This is a genomic window from Arthrobacter sp. AB6 (assembly GCF_031844545.1).
Lineage (GTDB): Bacteria > Actinomycetota > Actinomycetes > Actinomycetales > Micrococcaceae > Arthrobacter.
Window position 1 is genome coordinate 34,029 of sequence record NZ_JAUZVL010000028.1, and the last position, 21,594, is coordinate 55,622.

The window sequence follows — 21,594 nt, forward strand, 5'->3', positions numbered from 1 at the left end:
TTTGAACCCCCAAAACGACACTTGGCGCTACCTAGTTGGGGGATACTTCGCTAGCCGGTTTGGCGGCTACTTCAGGAAGAGCTGGCGCAGGCGGACAGTGGTGAGCAGCATGCCGACGGCGGTCATCACCAGGTAGTAGCCCACATGGACGGGCGTCGCGGCCGTGAAGGAGCCAGCGCTGATCTGGCGCAGGAGTTCCACCCCGTGCCACAGCGGCATCGCCTGGATGAGCCACTGGATGGCCTGCGGGTAGACGCTCAGGGGGTAGAACGTGGCGCTGAACAGGAACATGGGCAGCATGAGGAAAGTGATCCAGTCCATCTGCTGGAACGTCTTCATGAAGCTGGTGATACCCATTCCGATGCTGGCGAAGCCGAAAGCGATCAGCACGGAGCCGGGAATCATCAGCAGCGCCCACGGAGTGGTGATCAAACCCATGACGCCCATGACCGCCGTGAAGCCCGTGGCGTACAGCATGCCGCGCAGGAGGGCCAGGAAGATCTCGCCGAGGGCGATATCCAGCGGTCCAAGGGACGTGTACAGCATGCCTTGGTACAGCTTGCCGAAGTTCATCTTGAAGAAAACGTTCCAGGTGGAGTCGTACACCGCGCCGTTCATCGCCGAGACGGCAAGCAGGGCCGGTGCGATGTAGGCCGCGTAGCTGATCGGCGCTCCGCCTGGCCCTTCCACATCGCCCACGAGCGCCCCCATGCCCACGCCCATGGAGAGCAGGAACAGGACCGGCTCGAAAAAACCGGACAGCATGATCAGCCAGTGGCCGCCCAGCGTTGCTTTCAGTCCGCGCGAAATCACCGCCCGGGCGTTCCTTGAATACAGGGCGCCGAAGGCCCTGTTGCGGGCCTCCTCCACAGCGTCCGCCTCGGCCGTTGCCCCCACCGCGCGGCTCATTGCGCCATCCTCGTGGCGAACCGGCGGCGGGTCAGGACCCAGCCAAGTACCGCGAGTCCGGCCAGGACGCCAACATGGACAAGGGTGAGGACCGGCGGCTCCTTATACCCGTAACTGAGCACCCGGCCCAGTTCGGTGCCGTGCCAGATCGGCGAAATCCAGCCGACCCAGCGGACGGCAAGCGGGAGGGTCTCCAGCGGGAAGAACGTGCCGGAGAACAGGAACAGCGGCATCACAACGAGCCGCATCACCAGGGCGAACTGCCCCTTGTCCTCCGTCAGCGACGCCGAGTACGCCATCAGCGGCAGCCCGAAGGACAACCCGGCGAGGGTTGCCGCCAGGATGCCGGCCCACGCCCAGCCCGACGGGGCGGCACCAAACAGGGCGACAGCCCCGAAATAGATCGCCGACTGCACGAGCAGGCGCAGTGTCACCGCCATGATGTGTCCGGCCGCGATCTGGCCAGGCGTCAGCGGCGAGGCGTGCGGGCCGTAGTAGGTCCGGCGCCATTTAAACCCGGCCATCACCGGAAACGTGAATTCATTGGCCGCGGTCATGACGGCGGCAGAGACGAGCAGTGCCGGCGCAATGAAGGCGAGGTAGCTACCGCCGCCGAAAGCCGCAGCGTCGCCGTTGTCCACCAGTGTGGCCAGGCCCATCCCCATGGCAAACAGGTAGGCCACGGGCTGGCCGACGCTGTACATCAGGATGGACCAGCCGTAGCTCTTCATTACCCGGAGCACCTGCTCCGCATAATAGAACGCTCCCCAGCGCCGGGCCTTGGCTGCAGCAACTTCGGGGCTGTGGGCCCGCAAGGCCTTCGTGGCCGCAGCCTCAGTCAACGAGGCTCCTGCCCGTCAGCCGCAGGAACACGTCCTCCAGTGAGGACCTGCGCACCAGCGATGTCAGCGGGCGCAGCCCGCGGGACGCCACCTGCTCAAGGGCGGACTCGCCGTCGTGCGCGTAAATCAGCACCCGGTCAGGGAGGACCTCCAGCCGTTCCCCGATGCCCTCCAGTTCCGAGGCTATGGTGGTGTTCCGCTCGGATCCGAACCGCAGCTCAACCACCTCCCGGGTGGAGTGCTCCCGGATCAGCTGGGCGGGCGAGCCTTCTGCCATGATCCGGCCCTTGTCCACCACGATGAGGCGGTCGCACAGCTGCTCGGCCTCGTCCATGTAGTGCGTGGTCAGGATCAACGTGACGCCCTGCTCCTTGAGCCTGAACAGGCGGTCCCAGAGGATGTGCCGGGCCTGCGGGTCCAGGCCCGTAGTGGGCTCATCCAGCAGCAGGATCCGGGGTTCGTTGATCAACGAACGCGCGATGGTCAGCCGCCGCTTCATGCCGCCGGACAGCGCGTCCACTTTGGATTTCGCCTTGTCCGTCAGCTGCGCGAATTCCAGCAGTTCGTCGGCCTTCGGCTTCAGGTAGCTCATGGGCAGGCCGAAGTAGCGTCCGTAGACCAGGAGGTTGTCCCGGACCCGGAGCTCCTCATCCAGGTTGTCCTGCTGCGGCACCACGCCCAGGTGCGCCCGCACTTCGGGCCCGTGCGAGTCCGGGTCGAGGCCCAGGATGCGAAGGTTTCCGGAGGTGCGCCGGGTGACGCCGCCGATCATTTTCATGGTGGTGGATTTCCCGGCACCGTTCGGGCCCAGCAGGCCAAAGGACTCCCCCGCCGGGACGCTGAAGGAGATTCCGTCCACGGCGGCCACGTCGCCGTAGGTCTTCATCAGGTTCTCTGCCGTAATGACCGTACGGTGGTCTTCGCTTCGCGGCCCGGCGGCAGGCTGGACAGGGCCGACTGCTGCGCCCGGCGGCACGGCGGCTTTGTTGTGCAGCCTCCGCAGACTAGTAGAGCTGCGGCGCAGGTGGAAGGGGACTGCCACTTCTGCGCTTAAAAGCCCGACGGCGGCACGCGCCTTTCGTGCAAAAGGTGCGTGCCGCCGTCGGGCGTTGCTGCTTTGGCCTGGTGCTAGGCGCTTCCCGAGCCGCTTTCCTGCGCCACCTGGCGTTCCGCGGCTTCCACCACGTTGGTCATCAGCAGCGCCACGGTCATGGGACCGACGCCTCCGGGGTTCGGTGAAATCCAGCCGGCCACTTCAGCAGCGGCGGGGTCGATGTCGCCGTAAACCCGGCTCTTGCCCGTCCCGGGATCGGTTTCCCGGGTGACGCCGACGTCCAGCACGGCCGCGCCGGGCTTCACGTCGGAGGCCTTGACGATGTGCTTGGCACCGGCCGCGCCCACAATGACGTCCGCCTGCCGGAGCAGCTCAGGGAGGTTCTTCGTTCCCGTGTGCGTCAGGGTTACCGTGGCGTTGACGGCGCGCCGGGTGAGCAGCAGCCCGATCGAGCGGCCGATGGTGACGCCGCGGCCTACCACCACAACATGCTTGCCCTTGAGGCTGTAGCCGTTGCGCTCCAGGAGCTCGATGACGCCCCGGGGCGTGCACGGCAGCGGTGAGGTGATCTCGCCGTTGACGTTGAGCACCAGCTTGCCAAGGTTGGTGGGGTGCAGGCCGTCGGCATCCTTGGCGGGGTCGATGCGCTCCAGGATCGCATCGGTGTCCAGGTGCTTGGGCAGCGGCAGCTGGACGATGTATCCGTGGCAGGCGGGGTCCGCATTGAGTTCGTCAATGAGGGCCTCGACCTGCTCCTGGGTGGCATCGGCCGGCAGCTCGCGCTGGATCGAGTTCATCCCGATTTCCGCGGACTGCTTGTGCTTCATGGACACGTACAGCTGCGAGGCCGGGTCCGCGCCCACGAGGACGGTTGCGATGCCGGGCGTGACGCCCTTGGCCTTAAGTGCGGCCACGCGTTCGGCCAGCTCGGCCTTGATGGCGGCGGCGGCAAGCTTGCCGTCTAGGACCTTTGCGGTCTGGGTGGTTTCAGTCATGGGTCACCACTGCTCGTGCTGCGGGTACAGCGGGAAGTCGGCGGCAAGCTTGTCCACGCGGGCCTGCAGGGACTCGACGTCGGCGCCGGTGCCGGCCTTCAGGGCGGTGGCGATGATCTCGGCAACCTCGGTGAACTCGGCGGCGCCGAAACCGCGGGTGGCCAGGGCCGGGGTGCCGATGCGCAGGCCGGACGTGACCATCGGCGGCCGGGGGTCGAACGGAACGGCGTTGCGGTTCACGGTGATGCCCACCGAGTGCAGGAGGTCTTCTGCCTGCTGTCCGTCCAGCCGGGAGTTGCGGAGGTCAACGAGGACCAGGTGCACGTCCGTGCCGCCGGTGAGGACGGAGACGCCGGCTTCTGCGACGTCCGCCTGGTTCAGGCGGTCGGCGATGATCCTGGCGCCTTCCAGGACACGCTCCTGGCGCTCCTTGAACTCCTCGGTGCCGGCAATCTTGAAGGCCACGGCCTTGGCTGCGATGACGTGCATGAGCGGGCCGCCCTGCTGGCCCGGGAAGACACTGGAGTTGAGCTTCTTGGCCCACTCCTGCTTGGCCAGGATCACGCCCGAACGCGGACCGGCGAGGGTCTTGTGCACCGTGGAGGTGACGACGTCGGAGTACGGCACCGGGCTCGGGTGCAGTCCGGCGGCAACCAGGCCGGCGAAGTGCGCCATGTCGGTCCAGAGCAGGGCGCCCACTTCATCGGCGATGGAGCGGAAGGCGGCGAAGTCCAAGTGGCGCGGGTACGCGGACCAGCCGGCGATGATGACCTGCGGCTTTTCGGCGATGGCCTGCTCGCGGAGCTTGTCCATGTCGATGCGGAAGTTGTCTTCCTCAACCTGGTAGGCAGCCACGTTGTACAGCTTGCCGGAAAAGTTCAGTTTCATGCCGTGGGTCAGGTGGCCACCGTGCGCCAGGGAGAGGCCCAGGATCTTGTCGCCGGGAGTGATCATGGCGGACAGGGCCGCGGCGTTGGCCTGGGCGCCTGAGTGCGGCTGGACGTTGGCGTACTCGGCGCCGAACAGGGCCTTGACCCTGTCGATGGCCAGTTGCTCGGCAATGTCCACGTATTCGCAGCCGCCGTAGTAGCGGCGGCCGGGGTAGCCCTCGGCGTACTTGTTCGTGAGGACGGAGCCCTGGGCTTCCATGACGGCGCGGGGGGCGAAGTTTTCGGAGGCAATCATTTCCAGGGTGCCGCGCTGGCGGCCAAGTTCCTGGTCCAGGACTGCTGCGATTTCGGGGTCGAGCTCAGCCAGCGGCTGGTTGCTGACGGCGGTGGTTGAAGTGGCTGTAGTCACGAAAAACTCCTGGCTAGGCGGGCACTGCTAAGGTCAGGCTACCGGCTGGGGCACCTTCACACCGCCTCGATGACAGGGTGTGAACGCGCACGGGATGGCGCTGCGGTACTGACGGGGTGCAGCCCCAATTCCGGCAAAACATGACCCTCGGCCCAGGCGTACGATCCGTGGTCTTCGTGATTGCCGCTCCCTGGTGGTTAGCCACCCAACGCCAGTTGCGACCCCCTCAGCGTACCAAACCACGGCACCGCTGCGCGGGTAGGCTTGTATGCGTGAGTGAAGAGCAGCTGAACCAAGCCTACGTAGTTACCCTGTCTTGCCCGGACCGCCCCGGAATTGTCCACGCGGTGGCCGGCGCCCTGCTGGTGGCGGGCTGCAATATTACGGATTCGCAGCAGTACGGCAGCCCTGCCACGGGGAACTTCTTCATGCGGGTAGAGGTGACGACGACGGCCGCGAAGTCCGAGCTGCGCGCGGCCCTCGAGCCGGTGGCTGAGGCGTTCGGGATGCAGTGGAGCCTCAACACCGTGGGCCGGAAGGTGCGCACGCTGGTCATGGCCAGCACCTCGGCCCATTGCCTCAACGACCTCCTGTTCCAGCAGCGCTCCGGGACGCTGCCCATCGAGATCCCCGCCATCGTCTCCAACCACCAGGACCTGGCCGGGCTGGCGGAGTTCTACGGCATACCGTTCCACTACATCCCGGTCACCCCGGACACCAAGGCCCAGGCGGAGGACAAACTCCGCGGCATCATGGCCGAGCACGACATCGAGCTGACCGTCCTGGCCCGTTACATGCAGATCCTCTCCGATGAGCTCTGCACGGAGCTGACCGGCAAGGCCATCAACATCCACCACTCCTTCCTGCCGTCCTTCAAGGGTGCCAAGCCCTACCACCAGGCCCATGCCCGCGGTGTGAAGCTCATCGGCGCCACCGCCCACTACGTGACAGCGGCGCTGGACGAGGGTCCCATCATCGAACAGGAAGTCATCCGCGTGGACCACGCCCGGACCCCGGAGCAGTTCGTGCAGATGGGCAGGGACGTGGAAGGCCGCACGCTGGTCCAGGCGGTGCAGTGGCATGCAGAGCATCGCGTGCTCCTGGACGGCAACCGGACCGTCGTCTTTAACTGACGGCCGTCTTCAAGAGGGCGGGGACGCGGGATGGATCCGGCCACCAAGGATGCAGAGCGGCGACTCGCCGACTTCTACAACCGCCGTGCCGCCTCCGGTGCCGACCACCCGCCGTCGCATAACCGCGTGGAGCAACGCGACCGCTTTATCGCCCTGCTGAAGTCCGAAGGCCGGCATTCCGTCCTGGAAGTGGGGACGGGGACCGGGCTCGACGGCCTGAAGTTCGTTGAGGCCGGCATCCGCTACACCGGAGTGGACCTCGCCGAGGGGCAGGTCCGCCGTGCGAGGGGGCGGGGCCTTAACGTCTCGGTGGCCAGCGCCCGGGCCCTGCCGTTTCCCAACGGCGCCTTTCCTGCCCTGTGGACGATGAGCACGCTGCTGCACATTCCCGCCAGCGACATCGATGCCGTCCTGGCCGAGCTGGTGCGGGTGGCCGCGCCCGGCGCGCCGATCGCCGTCGGCCTCTGGTCCGGTGATGATGAAGAGGTGCTGAATCCGGAGGACGACGCCGGCGAGCCCCGCTTTTTCAGCCGCCGCAGCGACGCCACGGTCCGGGAAGTCTTTGGGCGCCACGGGGGAATCGAGGACTTTGTCACGTGGCCGGAGGGAACGGGTGCGGAGTCGGGGCCCGGCGCCGGGCACTGGACGCAGCATTACCAGTTCCTGGTCCTCCGCACCCCTCACCCCAGCTAACCCCCGAACCCAACTAGGTAGCGCCAAGTGTCGTTTTGGGGGTTCAAAACGACACTTGGGGCTACCTAGTTGGGGTGGGGCGGGGATGTCCTAGGCTTGGCGCATGGCTCCTCTTTACCCTTTCGCCGGAAACACCCCGGCTGTCCACGAATCCGCCTTTGTCGCACCCACGGCGTCGGTCATCGGGAACGCCACCCTGGCCCGGGATTCCAGCGCCTTTTACGGTGTGTCCGTGCGGGCTGACACTGCCGCCATCACCGTGGGCGAGGGCAGCAACCTACAGGACAACGTGGTGCTGCACGCCGACCCGGGCTTCCCCTGCACGGTGGGCGAACGCGTCAGCGTGGGGCATGCCGCCGTCGTCCATGGCTGCACGGTGGAGGACGACTGCCTGATCGGCATGGGGGCAACAGTACTTAACGGCGCAGTGATCGGCGCCGGCTCGCTGGTAGCGGCCGGCGCCGTGGTGCTCGAAGGCACCGTGGTCCCGCCCCGCTCGCTTGTGGCGGGCGTTCCGGGGAAGGTGCGCCGGGAACTCACCGACGAAGAGTACGACGGCGTCCGGGCCAACGCGGCGCGCTACGTCGAGTTAGCCGCGGCGCACCGGCAGATACACGGCTAGTCGAGGCTGATTGGGCCGATCGCGTCCAGCAGTTCGCCCGGCCCCGGGTTGCCGGGCGCTGACGAGCCGCCCAGGTGGTTCACCACGCCCCACACGGCGTTAAGGCCGGTGGTCACGGCGCCTTCCGCCCAGCCGGCGGTGAAGGAAACGTCGTCGCCGGCCAGGAAGATCCCGCGCTGGGAGGCCGGCAGCGCGTCCTGCTTGAAGTGGGTGAACAGCCGCTGCTGGTACCGGTAATGGCCAGGCAGGTTTGCCTTGAAGGCGCCCATGAAGTTGGGGTCCGCTTCCCAGGACACCGTGATGGGCTGGCCCACAATGTGGCCGGCAATGTCCACGCCCGGGTAGATCTGCTCCAGCGAGTGCAGCATCAGTTCCACGCGTTCATCAGCGTCCAGCGCCAGCCACTTCAGCGCGTCGTCGTTCCAAGTGTAGGAAAGCAGGATGACGGCGGGCTTGCCCGGGCCGTTGTCCAGCAGGTAGGTGGCGCGGTTGAGCCGGTCCGTGAGCGTCATCGAAAGAACCTCGTTGCCGGTGTCCGGGTCGATGTCCTTCCAGAACGGCCGGTCCACCATGACGAACGTCTTTGAGGACTGCATGTAGTGCGAGCGCTCGATCGCTGTCCACAGTTCGGCGGGGAACAGCGCCTCCTCGGTGTGGATGCGCGTGGACAGCAGCCAGGACTGGCACGTGGCCACCACCGCCGGGTATGTGGCTTCGCGGCCCCACCGTTCGCGGATCCGGAAGTTGCCGTCGGCGTCGCGGCTGATCCGGCCGACTGCCCCGCGCGGCGAACCTGAGTGCAGGGAGGCCAGGGACGTTCCTTCCGGCCAGTGCACCATGCCCGACGGCGCGTGCTGCCACAGTGCTTCGGGCAGCCTCTGCGCTCCCCCGCTGATGAGGCGGTGCTGGTCGTCCGCGTCGGTGTAGACCACGCGAAGGATCTCCAGGATGGAGTTCGGGAAGTCGGTGTCCCATCCGCCGGTGCCGAAACCCACCTGGCCGAAGGCCTCCCGGTGCGCGAAGCCGGCCGCCATGAAGGATTCGCTGGCCGCGATGAAGCCGTAGAAGGTCTGTTCGTCCATCAGCGGCAGCAGGCCGTTCCAGAGTTCCTTGATCCGGGCTGTATCGCGGGCCCGGATTGCTTCCTGCATCTCGACGAACTTGGCGCCGTCGTTGACCGCGGCCTTCCAGGCGTCGGCCACTTCCCTGAAGAACGGCGGCAGGTCGCCGGGCTTTTCCGCGTAGTGCTTCTTGCCGGCCAGCTCAATCACGGTGCTCGACGTTGCCGGGGACAGCGGGTTGGGGAACTCCTGGGTGTCCAGCCCCAGCAGGTCCACGTAGTGGTAGAACGCCTTGCCGGATTCCGGGAACCGCATGCCGCCAAGGTCCGCCACCACTCCGGGCGCCGCGGGGAACGAGGCGGTGCGGAGCCGCCCGCCGATCTGGTCCGCTTCATAGACCACCGGCCGGAGCCCCAGCTTCATGAGCTCGTAGGCGGCGACCAGGCCGGACAGGCCCGCCCCGATGACGGCCACCTCGGTCCCCAGCAGTTCAGGTGGAACAGACCCCAGGCCGTCCGGGTGGGCCAGGTAATGGTCGTAGCTGAACGGAAAGTCCGGGTTCAGCATGGTGATGGGGCCGGCCGCGGCGCCGTCCGCCGTAGGGCCGGCGGCCCGGGTGGCCGTGGTGCTGGACGGGTCTGAGGCCGGCAGTTCGGTGGCGATGGTCATGGAAGTTCTGCCTTTGACGGTTCGGGTGTGGGCTGTGGTGAAAGTTGCGGTCCGGCAAGTCCACGGTATTCCTCGTTGCTGAGGGCCGCCAGCCGCGAGTTCCGCCGGCCGTAGCCGAAGTAGGCGGCAGCGCCCACCAGCATCCAGAGGGCAAAGACCACCCAGGTGTCGGCGCCGAGGTTGGCCATCAGGTAGGCGCACATCGCGGCCCCCAGGATGGGTGTGAGCGGGAAGAGCGGCACGCGGAAGGTCCGCTCCAGCTCCGGCCGCGTACGGCGGAGGTAGACGACGGCGACGTTCACCAGTGCGAAGGCGAACAGGGTGCCGATGCTGGTGGCGTCCGCGAGCGCACCGAGCGGCACAAGCCCGGCAGTGAGCGCGACGGCGATGCCCACCAGGAGCGTGCCGGCAACGGGGGTGCCGGTGCGGCGGGAAACGCGGCCGAAGATTTCCGGGATGAGGCCGTCGCGGGCCATCGACAGCAGGATGCGGGTCTGCCCGTACAGCACGGTGAGGACGATGCTGGCGATGGCCAGGACGGCGCCCACCGCGAAGACCAGGGCAATCCATGGCTGGCCTGTGGTTTCCTCAAGGATCTTCACCAGGGCGGCCTCGGTGCCGTCGAACCAGCCCCACGGCCGGGCGCCGATGGCGGCAACCGCAACCAGGACGTAGATGGTGGTGACGATCAGCATGGAGAGCATGATGGCGCGGGGCAGGTCGCGCTTGGGGTTGCGGGCTTCTTCGCCGGCGGTGGAGGCGGCATCGAACCCGATGTAGGAGAAGAACACCCGGGATGCCGCGGCTGAGACGCCGGCGGCGCCCATTGGCAGCAGCGGCTCGAAGTTCCCGGCGTTGAACGCAGTGAAGGCTACGGCGCAGAAGAACAGCAGGATGCCCACCTTCACCACCACGATGGACGTGTTGATCCAGGCGCTCTCCTTCGCACCGCGGACCAGGAGGATGGTTGCGAGCACCACGATGACCATGGCCGGGACGTTGACCATGCCGCCGTCGCCCGGCGGCTGTGACACCGCGTCCGGGAGGACGGAACCGAACACCGCCAGCGTTTCATTCACATACTGACCTGCGCCCACGGCGACTGCGGCAACGGACACCGCGTATTCCAGCACCAGGCACCAGCCGCAGATCCACGCCATCCCCTCGCCCATGGTGGCGTAGGTGTAGGAGTAGCTGGATCCTGCCACCGGCACCATCCCTGCCATCTCCGCGTATGAAACAGCGGACAGCAGCGCGGCCAGGCCGGCGATCGCGAAGGAAATCCAGATGGCGGGCCCGGCCAGCGGAACGGATTCGCCCAGGATCACCAGGATGCCGGTGCCAAGGGTTGCTCCCACGGAGATCATGGTCAGCTGAAGCACCCCGAAACTGCGGACCAGGCGGGGGCCGCCGTTGTTGGTTGCAGCCTCGCTGACCATCTGGGCGATGGGTTTGCGGCGCAGCAGTTGCGCGGCCAGCGTCGGGCGGCCGCTTGTTCCGCTACCGCCGGCAGGCGCGCTGCCGGCGAGTGTAGGCACAGTCATCGTTGACGTCCGTTCGTGTCGGTGAATGGTTGAACTGGTTTCCCCTTCCCCAGCGTAGGGTTGTGAGGAGCATCTCAACGAGTGCAAAGTGACCTATAGTCTTCACTCATGAGACGCAATGCACCATCCGCCACAGACCGTCCGGACCAGCTGGACGCCGTAACGCTGGGCCACTTCCTGGCAGCCCTGCCGCGCGAAGTGGTGGTGCTGAACGACGCCGGTAACGGGCAGGCGCCGCTGCGCTGGGTGGAACCCAGCGAACTGGAGGACCCCACGCCGTACCTCCTCGACGGCGAATTCGTCCTGACGGCCGGCCTGCCCTTCCGTGACGGCGGCGGCGGCGGCCCCGAGAGGGCGGATGAGTACGTCCGGCGGCTCGTGGCTGCCGGGGTTGCGGCCCTGGGCTTCGGCCTGGAGCCGTATTACGACGCCGTACCGGACCACGTGGTGGCGGCTTGCCGTCAGCATGGTCTCACCCTGGTGGAGGTCCCGGCCACCGTTCCCTTCGCCGCCCTGGGCCTCGAGTTTTCAAAACTCCTTGAATCCGGCAACGCGCAGGTGTTCCGCCAGTTGGCGGAGACCAACCGGCACCTCATGAGGGCGGTCCTTTCCGCCCGGCCGGAACACGAGCTGCTGGCGGCGCTGATCCAGCGCGTTCCCGTATGGGCCGTCCTTGTGGGCACGGACGGGAGGGTGCGCGCCCGGGCGGGGGCCGCCGTCGGGCTTTCCCAGCTGCAGCCGCTGCTCAAGCGGCTCCTCAGCGGCAGCGGCCCCCGCGTGGAGACGGAAACACTGGAAACGTCCGAAGGATCTACCTTGGTGTTCGGCCACCCGCTCCGGAGCACCAGGGACGCCACGCTCGGCAGCCTGGTGCTGGGCACAAGCAGGCCGCTCACCCCGGCGCAGAACAATGTGGTGTCCTCCGTGGTGGGCCTGCTGGAGCTGCTCGTGCGGCAGCGGACCAGCGGTTCCCTGGCCCCCAGCCAGCTTGCAACAGCCCTGCTCCTGCACCCGGAGAGCCTGTCCGACGGCGACAGCCGCGGGCTGGGCAGCCTGCAGGACTTGCTCGCCCAAAGCGTCTCGGGAACCAGGCAAGGCCAGGTCCGGGTGGTCCAGGGGGTACGGGCCCAGGCCGCTGCCGCCCCTGCCGCCGACGGGCCGGTGCGGGAGCTGCTCCAGTGGCGCAGGCTGTTCGACACCAAAATGGTGGAACTCACCGACTACGGGTTCACCGCCGTGACGCGACTCAAAGTAGACGAGCCCCTGCTGTCCGAGGTGGAACAGCTGGGCTGGCGGCTGGTGGTGGGTGAACCCACAGGGCTGTCCGGCCTCGCTGCCGCGTATCGGCGGGCCACCGCCTTGCGCCCACGCGTGGCAGCGGGCGGAAGGAGCCTCAGGGAAGAGGAGCTGACGTGGTCCGTCACCGGCCTGCTGGGCGGTGATGCGGGCGCCCTGCTGGCCGCGCGGCTCCTCGCGCCCGTCCTGGAGCTCGACGCCGAACGCCGGGCGTCACACCTACGGCTCCTTCGGTCCTGGCTGGCAGCCCACGGAAGCTGGGACGCAACCGCCAAGGACGTTGGGCTGCACCGCAACAGCGTGCGCCGGCAGATCAATGCCGTGGCAGAGCTGCTGGGCATGGACCTGGGGCAGGCCCAAGCCAGGGCCGAGCTGTGGATCGCGCTGCAGTACGCGGAGGACGCTGCACCGGATGGCCAAGTGCGGGACAGCGCCTAGCCGTGGGCCCGGTTCAGAGGCCCCAGGACCGGTAGGCGTCCGGGCGGCGCTCATCCAGGTAGGGCACGGACCGGCGCTCACGGGCGGCGGCGCCAGGATCCACCTCGGCGTAGAGAAGCTGCGGCTCCCCGCCTGCCTCCGCCAGCAGACCGCCGTCGGGCCCGGCCACAACGCTGCCGCCCAGGAACCTGCAGCCGTCCTCCTCCCCTGTGTGGTTGGCGTAGGCGATGGTCAGCTGGCTCTCGAGCGCCCGGGCGCGGAGCAGGACCTGCGGGACGTCGTCAAAGCCGTGGGCCAGCGCGGTGGGAACCAGCAGCAGCTCCGCCCCGCCGACGGCCGCGGCCCGCACGGACTCTGGAAATTCGACGTCATAGCAGATCACCATTGAGGTGGGAATCCCGTTGAAGTCCACGACGGCGGGCCTCTCGCCGGCGGGGCTGAAGGCCGCCCGCTCGTCGGGACCGAACAGGTGCACCTTGCCATAGCTGAGAAGGCTGTTTCCCCTTGCGTCCACAAGCGTGGCGCTGATCTGCCAGTCCCCCTGGCCAGTGACCCGGGGCAGACTGTAGACCAGTGCGATGCCGTTGTCGCGTGCGATCCCTGCCAGCCGTTCCTGGAGCGCCGGCAGGAGGGAAGGCTCGAGTTCCGCGCGCACCCGCCGGGGGGCATAGCCCACGGCGAAAAGCTCAGGGGTGACCAGGACCGCCGCGCCACGGGCAGCCGCATCACGGGCAGCGGCGGCGATGGTGCGGCAGTTGGCCTCAACATCAAGGACCGCGGAGTTAGCCTGCAAAACTGCCAGCAGCACTGGTCCACCTTCCATATCCAGGGCCTCCGGGTGGGGCCGTCTGTCCAGCGTACCGAGGCTGCAACCGCGGCCCGAGGACTGTTTGCACCCTTCAACACCCATCCGAGGGCAGATTGACTTACCCGCCTGCGGAGAGCATCAAACCAACCCAATGCGTTAACTTCTTGACTACAAGAGTCCGGATAGGGCAATCTTCTTAGCATGTCCGCAATCCCGCGCTCAACGAGGAGCAAGCCCAAGAATCCCGGCTCCCAATCCGCCCTGCGGCAGCTGAACCAGCAACGGATCATTGAAACCCTGATGGTGGGCCCCGCCACGCAGGCCGAACTCGCCCGGCAGACAGGCCTCTCCACTGCGACGGTTTCGAACATCGTCAAGATCATGCTTGATTCCGGTTTGGCGTCAGCAGAACCTACCACCAGTTCGGGCCGCCGCGCACTGAACGTCCGGCTAAACAGCAACGGGGCCGTGGCCGTCGGAATCGACTTCGGGCGCCGGCACCTCCGGGTGGTCCTGGCGTCGCTCAGTTACCACGTGATCGCGGAGGAATCCGTGATGCTTCCCCTTGGCCACCAGGCCGAAGAAGGGGTCCAGGCGGCAATGGCCCTGCTGGAGAAACTCCTGCGGGAAAGCGGCGTTGAACGCACGGCCGTGGTGGGCGCCGGCGTCGGAATTCCCGGCCCCATCGACCGGCGCACGGGCACGGTGGCGCAGGGGGCCATCCTGCCGGAGTGGGTGGGCATCAACATCCTCCAGTACCTCGAGGAAACGCTGAATATCCCCGTATTTGTTGACAATGATGCCAATCTTGGTGCCTGGTCCGAGGTGACCTGGGGGCACCATTCGGGGGTTAGCAACCTGCTGTTCCTCAAGATTGGATCGGGCATCGGTGCCGGACTTATCCTCAACGGCGCGCCCTACTACGGGAACGTGGGGATCACCGGCGAAATTGGCCACGCCACCATCCACGAACAGGGATTGGTGTGCCGCTGCGGCAATCGCGGATGCCTGGAAACCATCGCCTCCACCACCACCATGATCGAACTCCTCAGCCGTGGTGAGGACCGCCCGCTGACACCTGCGGACATCGTTCGCAAGGCCCTGGCCCGGGACTCGGCCACACTCCGGGTGATCGACGATGCGGGCCTCGCCGTAGGCCGCGCCCTGGGCAACGTGGCCAACCTGATCAACCCCGAAGTGATTGTGGTGGGGGGCCCGCTGGCCGGGCTTGGCGACATCCTCCTGGAACCCATTAGACGGGGCCTAATCAGGCATGCGGTGCCTGTCATCGGCGAGACCACAACCCTTGCCATGTCCTCCCTGGGAGATCGGGCCGAAGCGCTCGGGGCGGCCGCCCTGGTGTTCCAGCATGCAGGAATCCGCAAAACATAGACCGTTTCGTTATCCGCGGTTTGCGTTAAAGACTTGACGACAACAGCAGTGATCCAGTTTACTTTTGGATCAGACGGCCCTGCGCTTTGCCGGCCGGACAAAGAAGTCATTGCATTGGAGGGTTAGGGTTCATGACGTCCCAGACCACGCAAGCGGAACCGATCATCCTTGAGATGCGGTCCATCACCAAGGAATTTCCCGGCGTTAAAGCGTTGGACAATGTGAGCCTCCGCGTGAAGGCCGGGGAGATCCACGCCATCTGCGGCGAAAACGGCGCCGGCAAATCCACCCTGATGAAGGTCCTTTCCGGCGTCTACCCGTACGGCAGCTACGACGGGGACATCGTCTACCAGGGCCAGGTGCAGCAGTTCCGGGACATCCGGGCCAGCGAGCACGCCGGCATCGTGATCATCCACCAGGAACTGGCGCTGATTCCCGAGCTGTCCATCATGGAGAACATCTTCCTGGGCAACGAGCCCACCAAGCGCGGCGTCATCGACTGGGCAGAGGCGCGGTTGCGTTCCCTTGACCTGCTGGCCCGCGTGGGACTGCGGGAGGACCCGGAAACGCCTATCAAGGAAATCGGCGTAGGCAAGCAGCAGCTGGTGGAAATCGCCAAGGCCCTGAACAAGTCCGTGAAGATCCTCATCCTGGACGAACCCACAGCCGCATTGAACGAGTCGGATTCCCAGCACCTGCTGGACCTGATGCTTGGCCTGAAAGCCAAGGGCATCACCAGTATCATCATTTCCCACAAGCTCAACGAGATCGAGCAGATCGCCGATGAGATCACCATCATCCGTGACGGCAAGTCCATCGAAACGCTGAACGTGAAGGCCGACGGCGTGGACGAGGACCGCATCATCAAAGGCATGGTGGGCCGCGCGCTCGAATCCCGTTTCCCGGACCACACGCCCAAGATCGGCGAGGTGTTCTTCGAGGTCAAGAACTGGACCGTTGCACATCCCAATGTGCAGGACCGGCTGGTCTGCAAGAACTCAAGCTTCTTCGTCCGCCGCGGCGAGATCGTGGGGTTCGCGGGTCTGATGGGCGCGGGCCGCACCGAACTCGCCCGCTCCGTGTTCGGCCGCTCCTACGGGCGCTTCGTCTCGGGACATATCTACAAGGACGGAAAGGAAATCACCCTTAAGTCCGTCCGCCAGGCCATCGATGCCGGGCTGGGCTACGTCACCGAAGACCGCAAGTCCCTGGGACTGAACCTGCTGGACGACATCAAGACCACCACCGTGTCGGCCAACCTTCGCAAGATCAGCCGCAATTTCGTGGTGGACCCGAACCAGGAATTCACCGTAGCGGAGCAGTACCGCAAGTCGCTGCGCACCAAGACCCCGTCGGTGGAGGAAGGCGTCGCGAAACTTTCCGGCGGCAACCAGCAGAAGGTGGTCCTCGCCAAGTGGATGTTCACGGACCCGGACCTCCTGATCCTGGACGAACCCACCCGCGGCATCGACGTTGGCGCCAAGTACGAGATCTACGGCATCATCCAGCAACTGGCCAACCAGGGCAAGGGAGTCATCGTGATCTCCTCGGAACTCCCGGAACTCCTTGGCCTGTCAGACCGCATCTACACCATTTTCGAAGGCGCCATCACTGGTGTCCTGAATAAAGACGAGGCCAGTCAGGAAAGCCTGATGAAACTGATGACCTCCGCCCGTAAAGCCGCCTGATCCCCTGGATCATCCCAGACCCTTCCGGACACAAGGACTGACACCATGAACGCCCTCAAAAAGCTGTTTGGCGGAAACACCCGTCAATTCGGCATGATCTTCGCCCTGGTGGCACTGATCGTCTTCTTCCAGATCGCCACCGAAGGCCGGACCCTCACCCCCGGCAACGTCATCAATCTCTTCAACGGCAACTCCTACATCCTGATCCTGGCCATCGGCATGGTCCTGGTGATCATCGCAGGCCACATCGATCTTTCAGTGGGCTCCGTGGCTGCGTTTGTCGGCGTCACCGTAGCCCTGGCCATCCGTGACTGGGGCATTCCCTGGTACGCCGGCGTATTGCTGGGCCTGGTGCTGGGCGCTGTGATCGGCGCATGGCAAGGCTGGTGGACCGCCTACGTGGGCATTCCGGCCTTCATCGTGACCCTGGCAGGCATGCTCCTGTTCCGCGGATTCAACCAGTTTGTGGGCAAGTCCAACACCATCCCGGTCCCCGCCGATTTCCAGTACCTCGGCTCCGGCTACCTCCCCGAGGTGGGGCCAAACTTGGGTTACAACAATCTCACCCTGCTGCTGGGCATCGCCGCAGTCGCATTCGTTGTGTGGGGCGAACTCCGGTCCCGGGCCCGCGCCAAGGCACTCGGTGCCGAAGTATCCGAAATGTGGGTCATGTCCCTCAAGCTGGTCCTGATCTGCGGCGCCATCCTCTACGCAACGTACCTGTTCGCCACGGGCCGTCCCGGCACCTCGTTCCCCATCCCGGGCTTGATTTTGGCCGTACTGGTACTGCTGTATGGCTTCATTTCCTCCCGCACCATCCTGGGCCGCCATGTCTACGCCGTGGGTGGCAACCGGCATGCTGCCGAGCTCTCAGGTGTCCAGTCGAAGAAGGTCAACTTCCTGGTCATGATGAACATGTCCATCCTCGCCGGACTGGCCGGCATGATCTTCGTGGGCCGCTCCACCGCTTCCGGACCGTTCGACGGCGTGGGCTGGGAACTTGACGCGATCGCCGCCGTTTTCATCGGCGGCGCCGCGGTGACGGGCGGCGTGGGCACCGTCGTCGGCTCCATCATTGGTGGCTTGGTCATGGCTGTCCTGAACAACGGCCTCCAGCTGCTGGGCGTCGGCGCGGACCTCACCCAGATCATCAAGGGCCTGGTGCTCCTCATCGCCGTCGCCTTCGACGTCTACAACAAGAGCCAGGGCAAGAAGTCCATCATTGGCCTGCTGATGAGGAGCGGGCGTCCCACCGGCGGCGGCCCAAGCACCCCTCTCCAGCCCGACGAAACCACCTCCACCAAGGAAACGATCGCCAGGGAAGCCTGAGTAGTTAAGCCTGAACAGCGTTACACCACTAAAAGAAAGAGAACCAACAATGCGAATGATTGGTAAAGCAGGGAAGGCAGCAGCAATAGCTGCCATCGCAGCACTGGCTCTGACAGGCTGCGGAAGGTCTGAAACCCCGACAGGCGGCGGCACGGCAGGCGCCGGCGGCTTCGAACAGAATTCCTCCATCGGCGTCGCGCTCCCGCAGAAGACCAGTGAAAACTGGGTCCTCGCCGAGAAGTTGTTCAACGACGGCCTTAACGGTGCCGGCTTCAAGGCTGACGTCCAGTTCGCCAACGGCGGCGTGTCCGAACAGCAGAACCAGATCAGCGCCATGGTCACCAAGGGCGCCAAGGTGATCATTGTTGGCGCCATCGACGGCTCGCAGCTGGGCACCCAGCTGAAGCAGGCCAAAGACGCCGGCGCTACGATCATCGCCTACGACCGCCTGCTGCTGAACACCGAGAACGTGGACTACTACGTGGCCTATGACAACTTCAAGGTCGGCGAGCTCCAGGGCCAGGCGCTGCTGGAAGGCCTCAAGGCGAAGAAGCCCTCCGGCCCGTACAACATCGAACTGTTCGCCGGCTCCCCCGACGACGCCAACGCGAAGGTCTTCTTCGACGGCGCCATGAGCGTCCTGAAGCCGAAGATCGACGACGGCACCCTCAAGGTACTCTCCGGGCAGACCAGCTTCGAGCAGGCAGTGACCCAAGGCTGGAAGGCTGAAAACGCCCAGCGCCGCGCCGACACGCTGCTTACCGGCAGCTACGGCAGCGCATCCCTGGATGGCGTCCTCTCCCCGAATGACACCTTGGCCCGCGCAGTCCTGACCGCCGTCAAGGGTGCCGGCAAGCCGCTTCCGGTGGTGACCGGACAGGACTCCGAGGTTGAATCCGTGAAGTCGATCATGGCCGGCGAGCAGTACTCCACGATCAACAAGGACACCCGGAAGCTCGTTGAGCACGCCATCACCATGGTGAAGGACCTCCAGGCAGGAAAGACGCCTGAGATCAACGACAAGGACTCCTACAAGAACGGCGTCAAGACCGTTCCCGCTTACCTGCTGGAGCCCGTAATTGTCACCGCCGCCAACGTGAAGACAGCCTACGTCGGCGACCCGGTACTCGAACCGATCACCAAGTAAGCAACCTCTTTGCAGGAAAGCCCGGCCCCTCTTGTGGAGGCCGGGCTTTTCCGTGCCCACAAAAGGGGACCCAACTTCTGGGCACCGCCGCCGTCGTTGCGGTGCTGACGGCCGCATCGCCCTGGCCCTGGCCATGCTGGTGGCCAGGGCCAGGATGTCGGCGCCAAAGTCCAGGAGCTCAATGCCTCTGTCGGCACGGTCCTGACCGTCAACCCCGCCGGCGGGCAGGGCTTCGAACGTGGCGGCGAGCCGCTGACCGCCGAGCAGGCAGCTACCGCAGCCGCCATCCCCAACGTCAGTGCCGTCGTCGGGACCCAATCCCTCCGCCTCCGCAATGCCACCGAAGCTGCCGCTCAGGCCACTTCAGGTGCCGGGGCAGGCCCGGCGGCCGGCAGTGGCCGCAATCAGGCCGCCAACGGCACCACGGGAACCACTGGTAGCACCACCCAGCCCGTCCGGTCGCTACCCGTCACGGCAACTGGCATGGGCCGGAAGTGGACACCACCGGGTAGGCGCTGGCCAGACCCACACCGTCGCGGGCCTGTTCGACGCCGGCACCACGTTCGGCAACAACGCCGTCTATGTCACGCTCCCCACTGCCCAGGCCATCGCACGACTCCCCGGCGACCTGCCCAAGCATGATCGTCACCGTCGACTCCCTTGGGACGTTGCCTCCACCCACCAGTGCACCCAACCGCACCATCGGCCTGCAGTTCGTCCTGGAAGCCCTCGTCCATGCAGGACTCAGCCGTGCTGCCGGGGCGGGCGTGGCGTCCTTCGCCAGCGGCGGCATCGCCTCAGCACTGATCAGCACCAACAGCACCAGTACGACGGCGGGCGCCACCACCGGGCGCGGCGCAGGCCTGGCGGGGGGGCTGGCGGGGCCGGGATGCCTGTGGGCGGCGTCTTCCCCGGCTGAACTGGTTTTCCCTTCGGGGGCCGCTCGGCGGCGCGTCGCAGTTGGTGGCCTTCGTCACTGCAAGGCCTCCCCGGGGTCATCGCAGCCGGCATCGGCGCCGTGTTCGGCGTTGCCATCATCGGCGCGCTCGTCCCGGCGCTGCTCACAGCGCGCATCCGTCCCGTCGAGGGTGGCCATTGCCCGCACTCTGGCCAACCAGCCAACGCTGATCCTGGAAGACGAGCCTGCGGGCAACCTGGACGAGCAGACCGGTGACCACATCATCGAACTCATCAGCTCGCTCAGCCGGCATCACAGCACCACCATCCTGGTGGTCACGCACGACCGTGCCCTGGCGAACAAGACCGCCCGGCGCTTCCGGCTCCAGCAGGGAAAGCTGACGGAGGAGCCGGTGCGCAGCCGGAAGTGCCGTGCCGGCCACCGGCTGAGTGCAGGGGGAGGTTCCGTCGGGACCCCTCCCCGCGACTGCCAAGCGGTCCCGGCGCTTTCCGCAAGCCACATCCGAACGCTCTTCCACTTTCCGCAGGTCATAGCCGAACCGTCCAGCACTGCAATGAGAGGATGGGCACCATGAGTGCGCCGATCGCAAAGCCATGGCTGTCCAACCAGCCAGATCAGGATCCCCGTTCCCCAACCGGAACTCCCGTCCGTTGGGGAATCATCGCCACCGGCGGCATTGCCCGCTCCGTGTCCCAGGACCTGGCTTTGCTCGCAGACGCCGAACTGTATGCCGTCAGCTCCAGGGCCCAGGACACAGCCGAGGCCTTTGCGGTCGCATATGACTTCACGAAGGCCTACGGCGAGGTCGGCGGCGTCCCCGGGTACCAGCGGCTGCTCGCAGATGAGGAAGTGGACGTTGTCTACGTGGCAACGCCCCACGCGCAGCACTATGAGATGGTGCTTGCGGCGCTCAACGCCGGCAAGCACGTCCTGTGCGAAAAGGCCTTCACCATCAACGCCCGCGAGGCGGCTGAACTCATCGACCTTGCCCGAAGCCGCAAGCTTTTCCTCATGGAGGCGGTCTGGAGCCGCTTCCTGCCGAGCATGCAGCGGGCCTTCGAGATCGCAGCGTCCGGTGAGCTCGGCGAGGTCCACTGGGTAACAGCGGACCTTGGCTTCCCGGCCCCCTACTCCCCCACCTCGAGGCTGTGGGCCAGGCAGGACGGAGGCGGAGCGCTGCTGGACATCACGGTTTATCCACTGCTCTGGGCCCTGGGCACCCTTGGCTTTCCGCAGACGGTGAGTGCCACCGGCTTCATTAACGACGACGGCGTGGACGCCCAGAACGCCCTGACCCTGGGCTACAACCACGGAGCGCAGGTGCAGCTTACGTCCTCCCTGTTGGCGCACGGTCCCCGGACCGCCACCGTTGCCGGCAGCCTTGGCTTCCTCCAGAGCGTGGGCTCCATCAACAACCCCGGAGAACTGACGGTGTCCACAGGATGGGACGAACGCCGAACCGAAACTTTTGACGTGGTGGGCCGAGGGTACACATACGAACTGCGTGAAGTAACCCGCTGCATCCAGCAGGGCCTGACTGAGAGCCCGGTCATGCCCCTGGAGGACACGTTGAACACCATGCGGCTCTTTGACGGCGTCCGCGCCCAACTCGGTGTCAGCTATCCGAACGACCGGCACTGAACAGCACATGCTCGGGAACCGCATGATCGCCGCCTAAACTCCGTTAGCGGGCCGCGATCGTCTGTAATTCCTGCGACTTGAAGTTTCCGATTTTGTCGAGTTGTTTTAGCAGGCC

General features: G+C 66.0%; 19 protein-coding genes. 10 read left to right on the top strand and 9 right to left on the bottom strand.

Annotated features, from left to right (window positions below; genetic code table 11):
• Nucleotides 1-66 precede the first annotated feature (66 nt).
• The 5 genes from Q9R30_RS17360 to glyA form a co-directional block, all read right to left on the bottom strand.
• Entirely contained in the window at nt 67-909 is an 843-nt protein-coding gene (locus Q9R30_RS17360; RefSeq protein WP_311218364.1) for an ABC transporter permease, read from the bottom strand.
• Complete coding sequence (locus Q9R30_RS17365) at nt 906-1,751, bottom strand: ABC transporter permease (RefSeq protein WP_311218365.1); 846 nt, start codon at nt 1,749-1,751, stop codon at nt 906-908. The genes Q9R30_RS17360 and Q9R30_RS17365 overlap by 4 nt, the downstream gene beginning before the upstream one ends.
• A complete protein-coding gene (locus Q9R30_RS17370) occupies nt 1,744-2,745 on the bottom strand; it encodes an ABC transporter ATP-binding protein (RefSeq protein WP_396136740.1) in 1,002 nt (333 codons plus the stop codon). Before Q9R30_RS17370 ends, Q9R30_RS17365 begins: the two co-directional genes overlap by 8 nt.
• Before the next feature lie 134 nt (nt 2,746-2,879).
• Nucleotides 2,880-3,800, bottom strand: a complete 921-nt coding sequence (locus tag Q9R30_RS17375; protein WP_311218366.1) for a bifunctional methylenetetrahydrofolate dehydrogenase/methenyltetrahydrofolate cyclohydrolase — start codon at nt 3,798-3,800, stop codon at nt 2,880-2,882.
• A gap of 3 nt (nt 3,801-3,803) precedes the next feature.
• A complete protein-coding gene (gene glyA / locus Q9R30_RS17380; protein WP_104997167.1) occupies nt 3,804-5,099 on the bottom strand; it encodes a serine hydroxymethyltransferase in 1,296 nt (431 codons plus the stop codon).
• A 272-nt stretch (nt 5,100-5,371) separates the two neighbouring features.
• On the opposite strand from glyA, the gene purU reads away from it, so the two are divergent.
• The 3 genes from purU (at nt 5,372) to Q9R30_RS17395 (ending at nt 7,547) form a co-directional block, all read left to right on the top strand.
• Nucleotides 5,372-6,232, top strand: a complete 861-nt coding sequence (gene purU / locus Q9R30_RS17385) for a formyltetrahydrofolate deformylase (protein WP_311218367.1) — start codon at nt 5,372-5,374, stop codon at nt 6,230-6,232.
• Between the two features lie 30 nt (nt 6,233-6,262).
• Complete coding sequence (locus Q9R30_RS17390) at nt 6,263-6,925, top strand: methyltransferase domain-containing protein (RefSeq protein ID WP_311218368.1); 663 nt, start codon at nt 6,263-6,265, stop codon at nt 6,923-6,925.
• A gap of 103 nt (nt 6,926-7,028) precedes the next feature.
• Nucleotides 7,029-7,547 carry a gamma carbonic anhydrase family protein gene (locus tag Q9R30_RS17395; protein WP_104997164.1) on the top strand — a complete coding sequence of 173 codons (519 nt, stop codon included), beginning with the start codon at nt 7,029-7,031 and terminating at the stop codon, nt 7,545-7,547.
• On the opposite strand, the gene Q9R30_RS17400 is transcribed toward Q9R30_RS17395, so the two are convergent.
• Both Q9R30_RS17400 and Q9R30_RS17405 read right to left on the bottom strand, forming a co-directional pair.
• Nucleotides 7,544-9,277, bottom strand: coding sequence for an NAD(P)/FAD-dependent oxidoreductase (locus Q9R30_RS17400; protein WP_199775339.1), 1,734 nt, complete (start codon nt 9,275-9,277; stop codon nt 7,544-7,546). The two genes, Q9R30_RS17395 and Q9R30_RS17400, sit on opposite strands and share 4 nt — an antisense overlap.
• A complete protein-coding gene (locus tag Q9R30_RS17405) occupies nt 9,274-10,821 on the bottom strand; it encodes an amino acid permease (RefSeq protein ID WP_311218369.1) in 1,548 nt (515 codons plus the stop codon). The genes Q9R30_RS17400 and Q9R30_RS17405 overlap by 4 nt, the downstream gene beginning before the upstream one ends.
• A gap of 108 nt (nt 10,822-10,929) precedes the next feature.
• Between Q9R30_RS17405 and Q9R30_RS17410 the strand changes: the two genes are divergently transcribed.
• The gene (locus Q9R30_RS17410; RefSeq protein ID WP_311218370.1) at nt 10,930-12,555 is read left to right on the top strand and encodes a PucR family transcriptional regulator; all 1,626 of its coding nucleotides are present in this window, start codon (nt 10,930-10,932) and stop codon (nt 12,553-12,555) included.
• Between the two features lie 13 nt (nt 12,556-12,568).
• On the opposite strand, the gene Q9R30_RS17415 is transcribed toward Q9R30_RS17410, so the two are convergent.
• On the bottom strand, nt 12,569-13,378 hold the full coding sequence (locus tag Q9R30_RS17415; RefSeq protein WP_311218371.1) for a carbon-nitrogen hydrolase family protein: 810 nt from the start codon (nt 13,376-13,378) through the stop codon (nt 12,569-12,571).
• A 186-nt stretch (nt 13,379-13,564) separates the two neighbouring features.
• Between Q9R30_RS17415 and Q9R30_RS17420 the strand changes: the two genes are divergently transcribed.
• From Q9R30_RS17420 to Q9R30_RS17435, 4 genes are all read left to right on the top strand, one after another.
• Nucleotides 13,565-14,755 carry an ROK family transcriptional regulator gene (locus Q9R30_RS17420; RefSeq protein WP_104997160.1) on the top strand — a complete coding sequence of 397 codons (1,191 nt, stop codon included), beginning with the start codon at nt 13,565-13,567 and terminating at the stop codon, nt 14,753-14,755.
• A gap of 131 nt (nt 14,756-14,886) precedes the next feature.
• Complete coding sequence (gene mmsA, locus Q9R30_RS17425) at nt 14,887-16,443, top strand: multiple monosaccharide ABC transporter ATP-binding protein (RefSeq protein WP_311218372.1); 1,557 nt, start codon at nt 14,887-14,889, stop codon at nt 16,441-16,443.
• Between the two features lie 45 nt (nt 16,444-16,488).
• The gene (mmsB, locus tag Q9R30_RS17430) at nt 16,489-17,772 is read left to right on the top strand and encodes a multiple monosaccharide ABC transporter permease (protein ID WP_311218373.1); all 1,284 of its coding nucleotides are present in this window, start codon (nt 16,489-16,491) and stop codon (nt 17,770-17,772) included.
• A 49-nt stretch (nt 17,773-17,821) separates the two neighbouring features.
• The gene (locus Q9R30_RS17435) at nt 17,822-18,919 is read left to right on the top strand and encodes a substrate-binding domain-containing protein (protein WP_311218374.1); all 1,098 of its coding nucleotides are present in this window, start codon (nt 17,822-17,824) and stop codon (nt 18,917-18,919) included.
• A gap of 469 nt (nt 18,920-19,388) precedes the next feature.
• Here Q9R30_RS17435 and Q9R30_RS17440 read toward each other — a convergent pair whose 3' ends face one another.
• Complete coding sequence (locus tag Q9R30_RS17440; RefSeq protein WP_311218375.1) at nt 19,389-19,568, bottom strand: hypothetical protein; 180 nt, start codon at nt 19,566-19,568, stop codon at nt 19,389-19,391.
• Here Q9R30_RS17440 and Q9R30_RS17445 point away from each other — a divergent pair.
• Nucleotides 19,558-20,412: a hypothetical protein gene (locus tag Q9R30_RS17445; RefSeq protein ID WP_311218376.1), complete on the top strand. Its 855-nt coding sequence runs from the start codon at nt 19,558-19,560 to the stop codon at nt 20,410-20,412. The two genes, Q9R30_RS17440 and Q9R30_RS17445, sit on opposite strands and share 11 nt — an antisense overlap.
• Nucleotides 20,409-21,479 (top strand): Gfo/Idh/MocA family oxidoreductase, encoded by a 1,071-nt coding sequence (locus Q9R30_RS17450; RefSeq protein ID WP_311218377.1) that lies wholly within the window; start codon nt 20,409-20,411, stop codon nt 21,477-21,479. The genes Q9R30_RS17445 and Q9R30_RS17450 overlap by 4 nt, the downstream gene beginning before the upstream one ends.
• Nucleotides 21,480-21,594 lie beyond the last annotated feature (115 nt).

What these genes read in the sequence shown, in the direction of transcription:
- Q9R30_RS17405 (WP_311218369.1), bottom strand. Translation starts at nt 10,821, where the DNA reads ATGACTGTGCCTACACTCGCCGGCAGCGCGCCTGCCGGCGGTAGCGGA.
- Q9R30_RS17420 (WP_104997160.1), top strand. Translation starts at nt 13,565, where the DNA reads ATGTCCGCAATCCCGCGCTCAACGAGGAGCAAGCCCAAGAATCCCGGC.
- mmsB (WP_311218373.1), top strand. Translation starts at nt 16,489, where the DNA reads ATGAACGCCCTCAAAAAGCTGTTTGGCGGAAACACCCGTCAATTCGGC.
- Q9R30_RS17390 (WP_311218368.1), top strand. Translation starts at nt 6,263, where the DNA reads ATGGATCCGGCCACCAAGGATGCAGAGCGGCGACTCGCCGACTTCTAC.
- Q9R30_RS17410 (WP_311218370.1), top strand. Translation starts at nt 10,930, where the DNA reads ATGAGACGCAATGCACCATCCGCCACAGACCGTCCGGACCAGCTGGAC.
- Q9R30_RS17400 (WP_199775339.1), bottom strand. Translation starts at nt 9,277, where the DNA reads ATGACCATCGCCACCGAACTGCCGGCCTCAGACCCGTCCAGCACCACG.
- mmsA (WP_311218372.1), top strand. Translation starts at nt 14,887, where the DNA reads ATGACGTCCCAGACCACGCAAGCGGAACCGATCATCCTTGAGATGCGG.
- Q9R30_RS17435 (WP_311218374.1), top strand. Translation starts at nt 17,822, where the DNA reads ATGCGAATGATTGGTAAAGCAGGGAAGGCAGCAGCAATAGCTGCCATC.
- Q9R30_RS17450 (WP_311218377.1), top strand. Translation starts at nt 20,409, where the DNA reads ATGAGTGCGCCGATCGCAAAGCCATGGCTGTCCAACCAGCCAGATCAG.
- Q9R30_RS17375 (WP_311218366.1), bottom strand. Translation starts at nt 3,800, where the DNA reads ATGACTGAAACCACCCAGACCGCAAAGGTCCTAGACGGCAAGCTTGCC.
- Q9R30_RS17415 (WP_311218371.1), bottom strand. Translation starts at nt 13,378, where the DNA reads ATGGAAGGTGGACCAGTGCTGCTGGCAGTTTTGCAGGCTAACTCCGCG.
- Q9R30_RS17360 (WP_311218364.1), bottom strand. Translation starts at nt 909, where the DNA reads ATGAGCCGCGCGGTGGGGGCAACGGCCGAGGCGGACGCTGTGGAGGAG.
- Q9R30_RS17445 (WP_311218376.1), top strand. Translation starts at nt 19,558, where the DNA reads ATGATCGTCACCGTCGACTCCCTTGGGACGTTGCCTCCACCCACCAGT.
- Q9R30_RS17395 (WP_104997164.1), top strand. Translation starts at nt 7,029, where the DNA reads ATGGCTCCTCTTTACCCTTTCGCCGGAAACACCCCGGCTGTCCACGAA.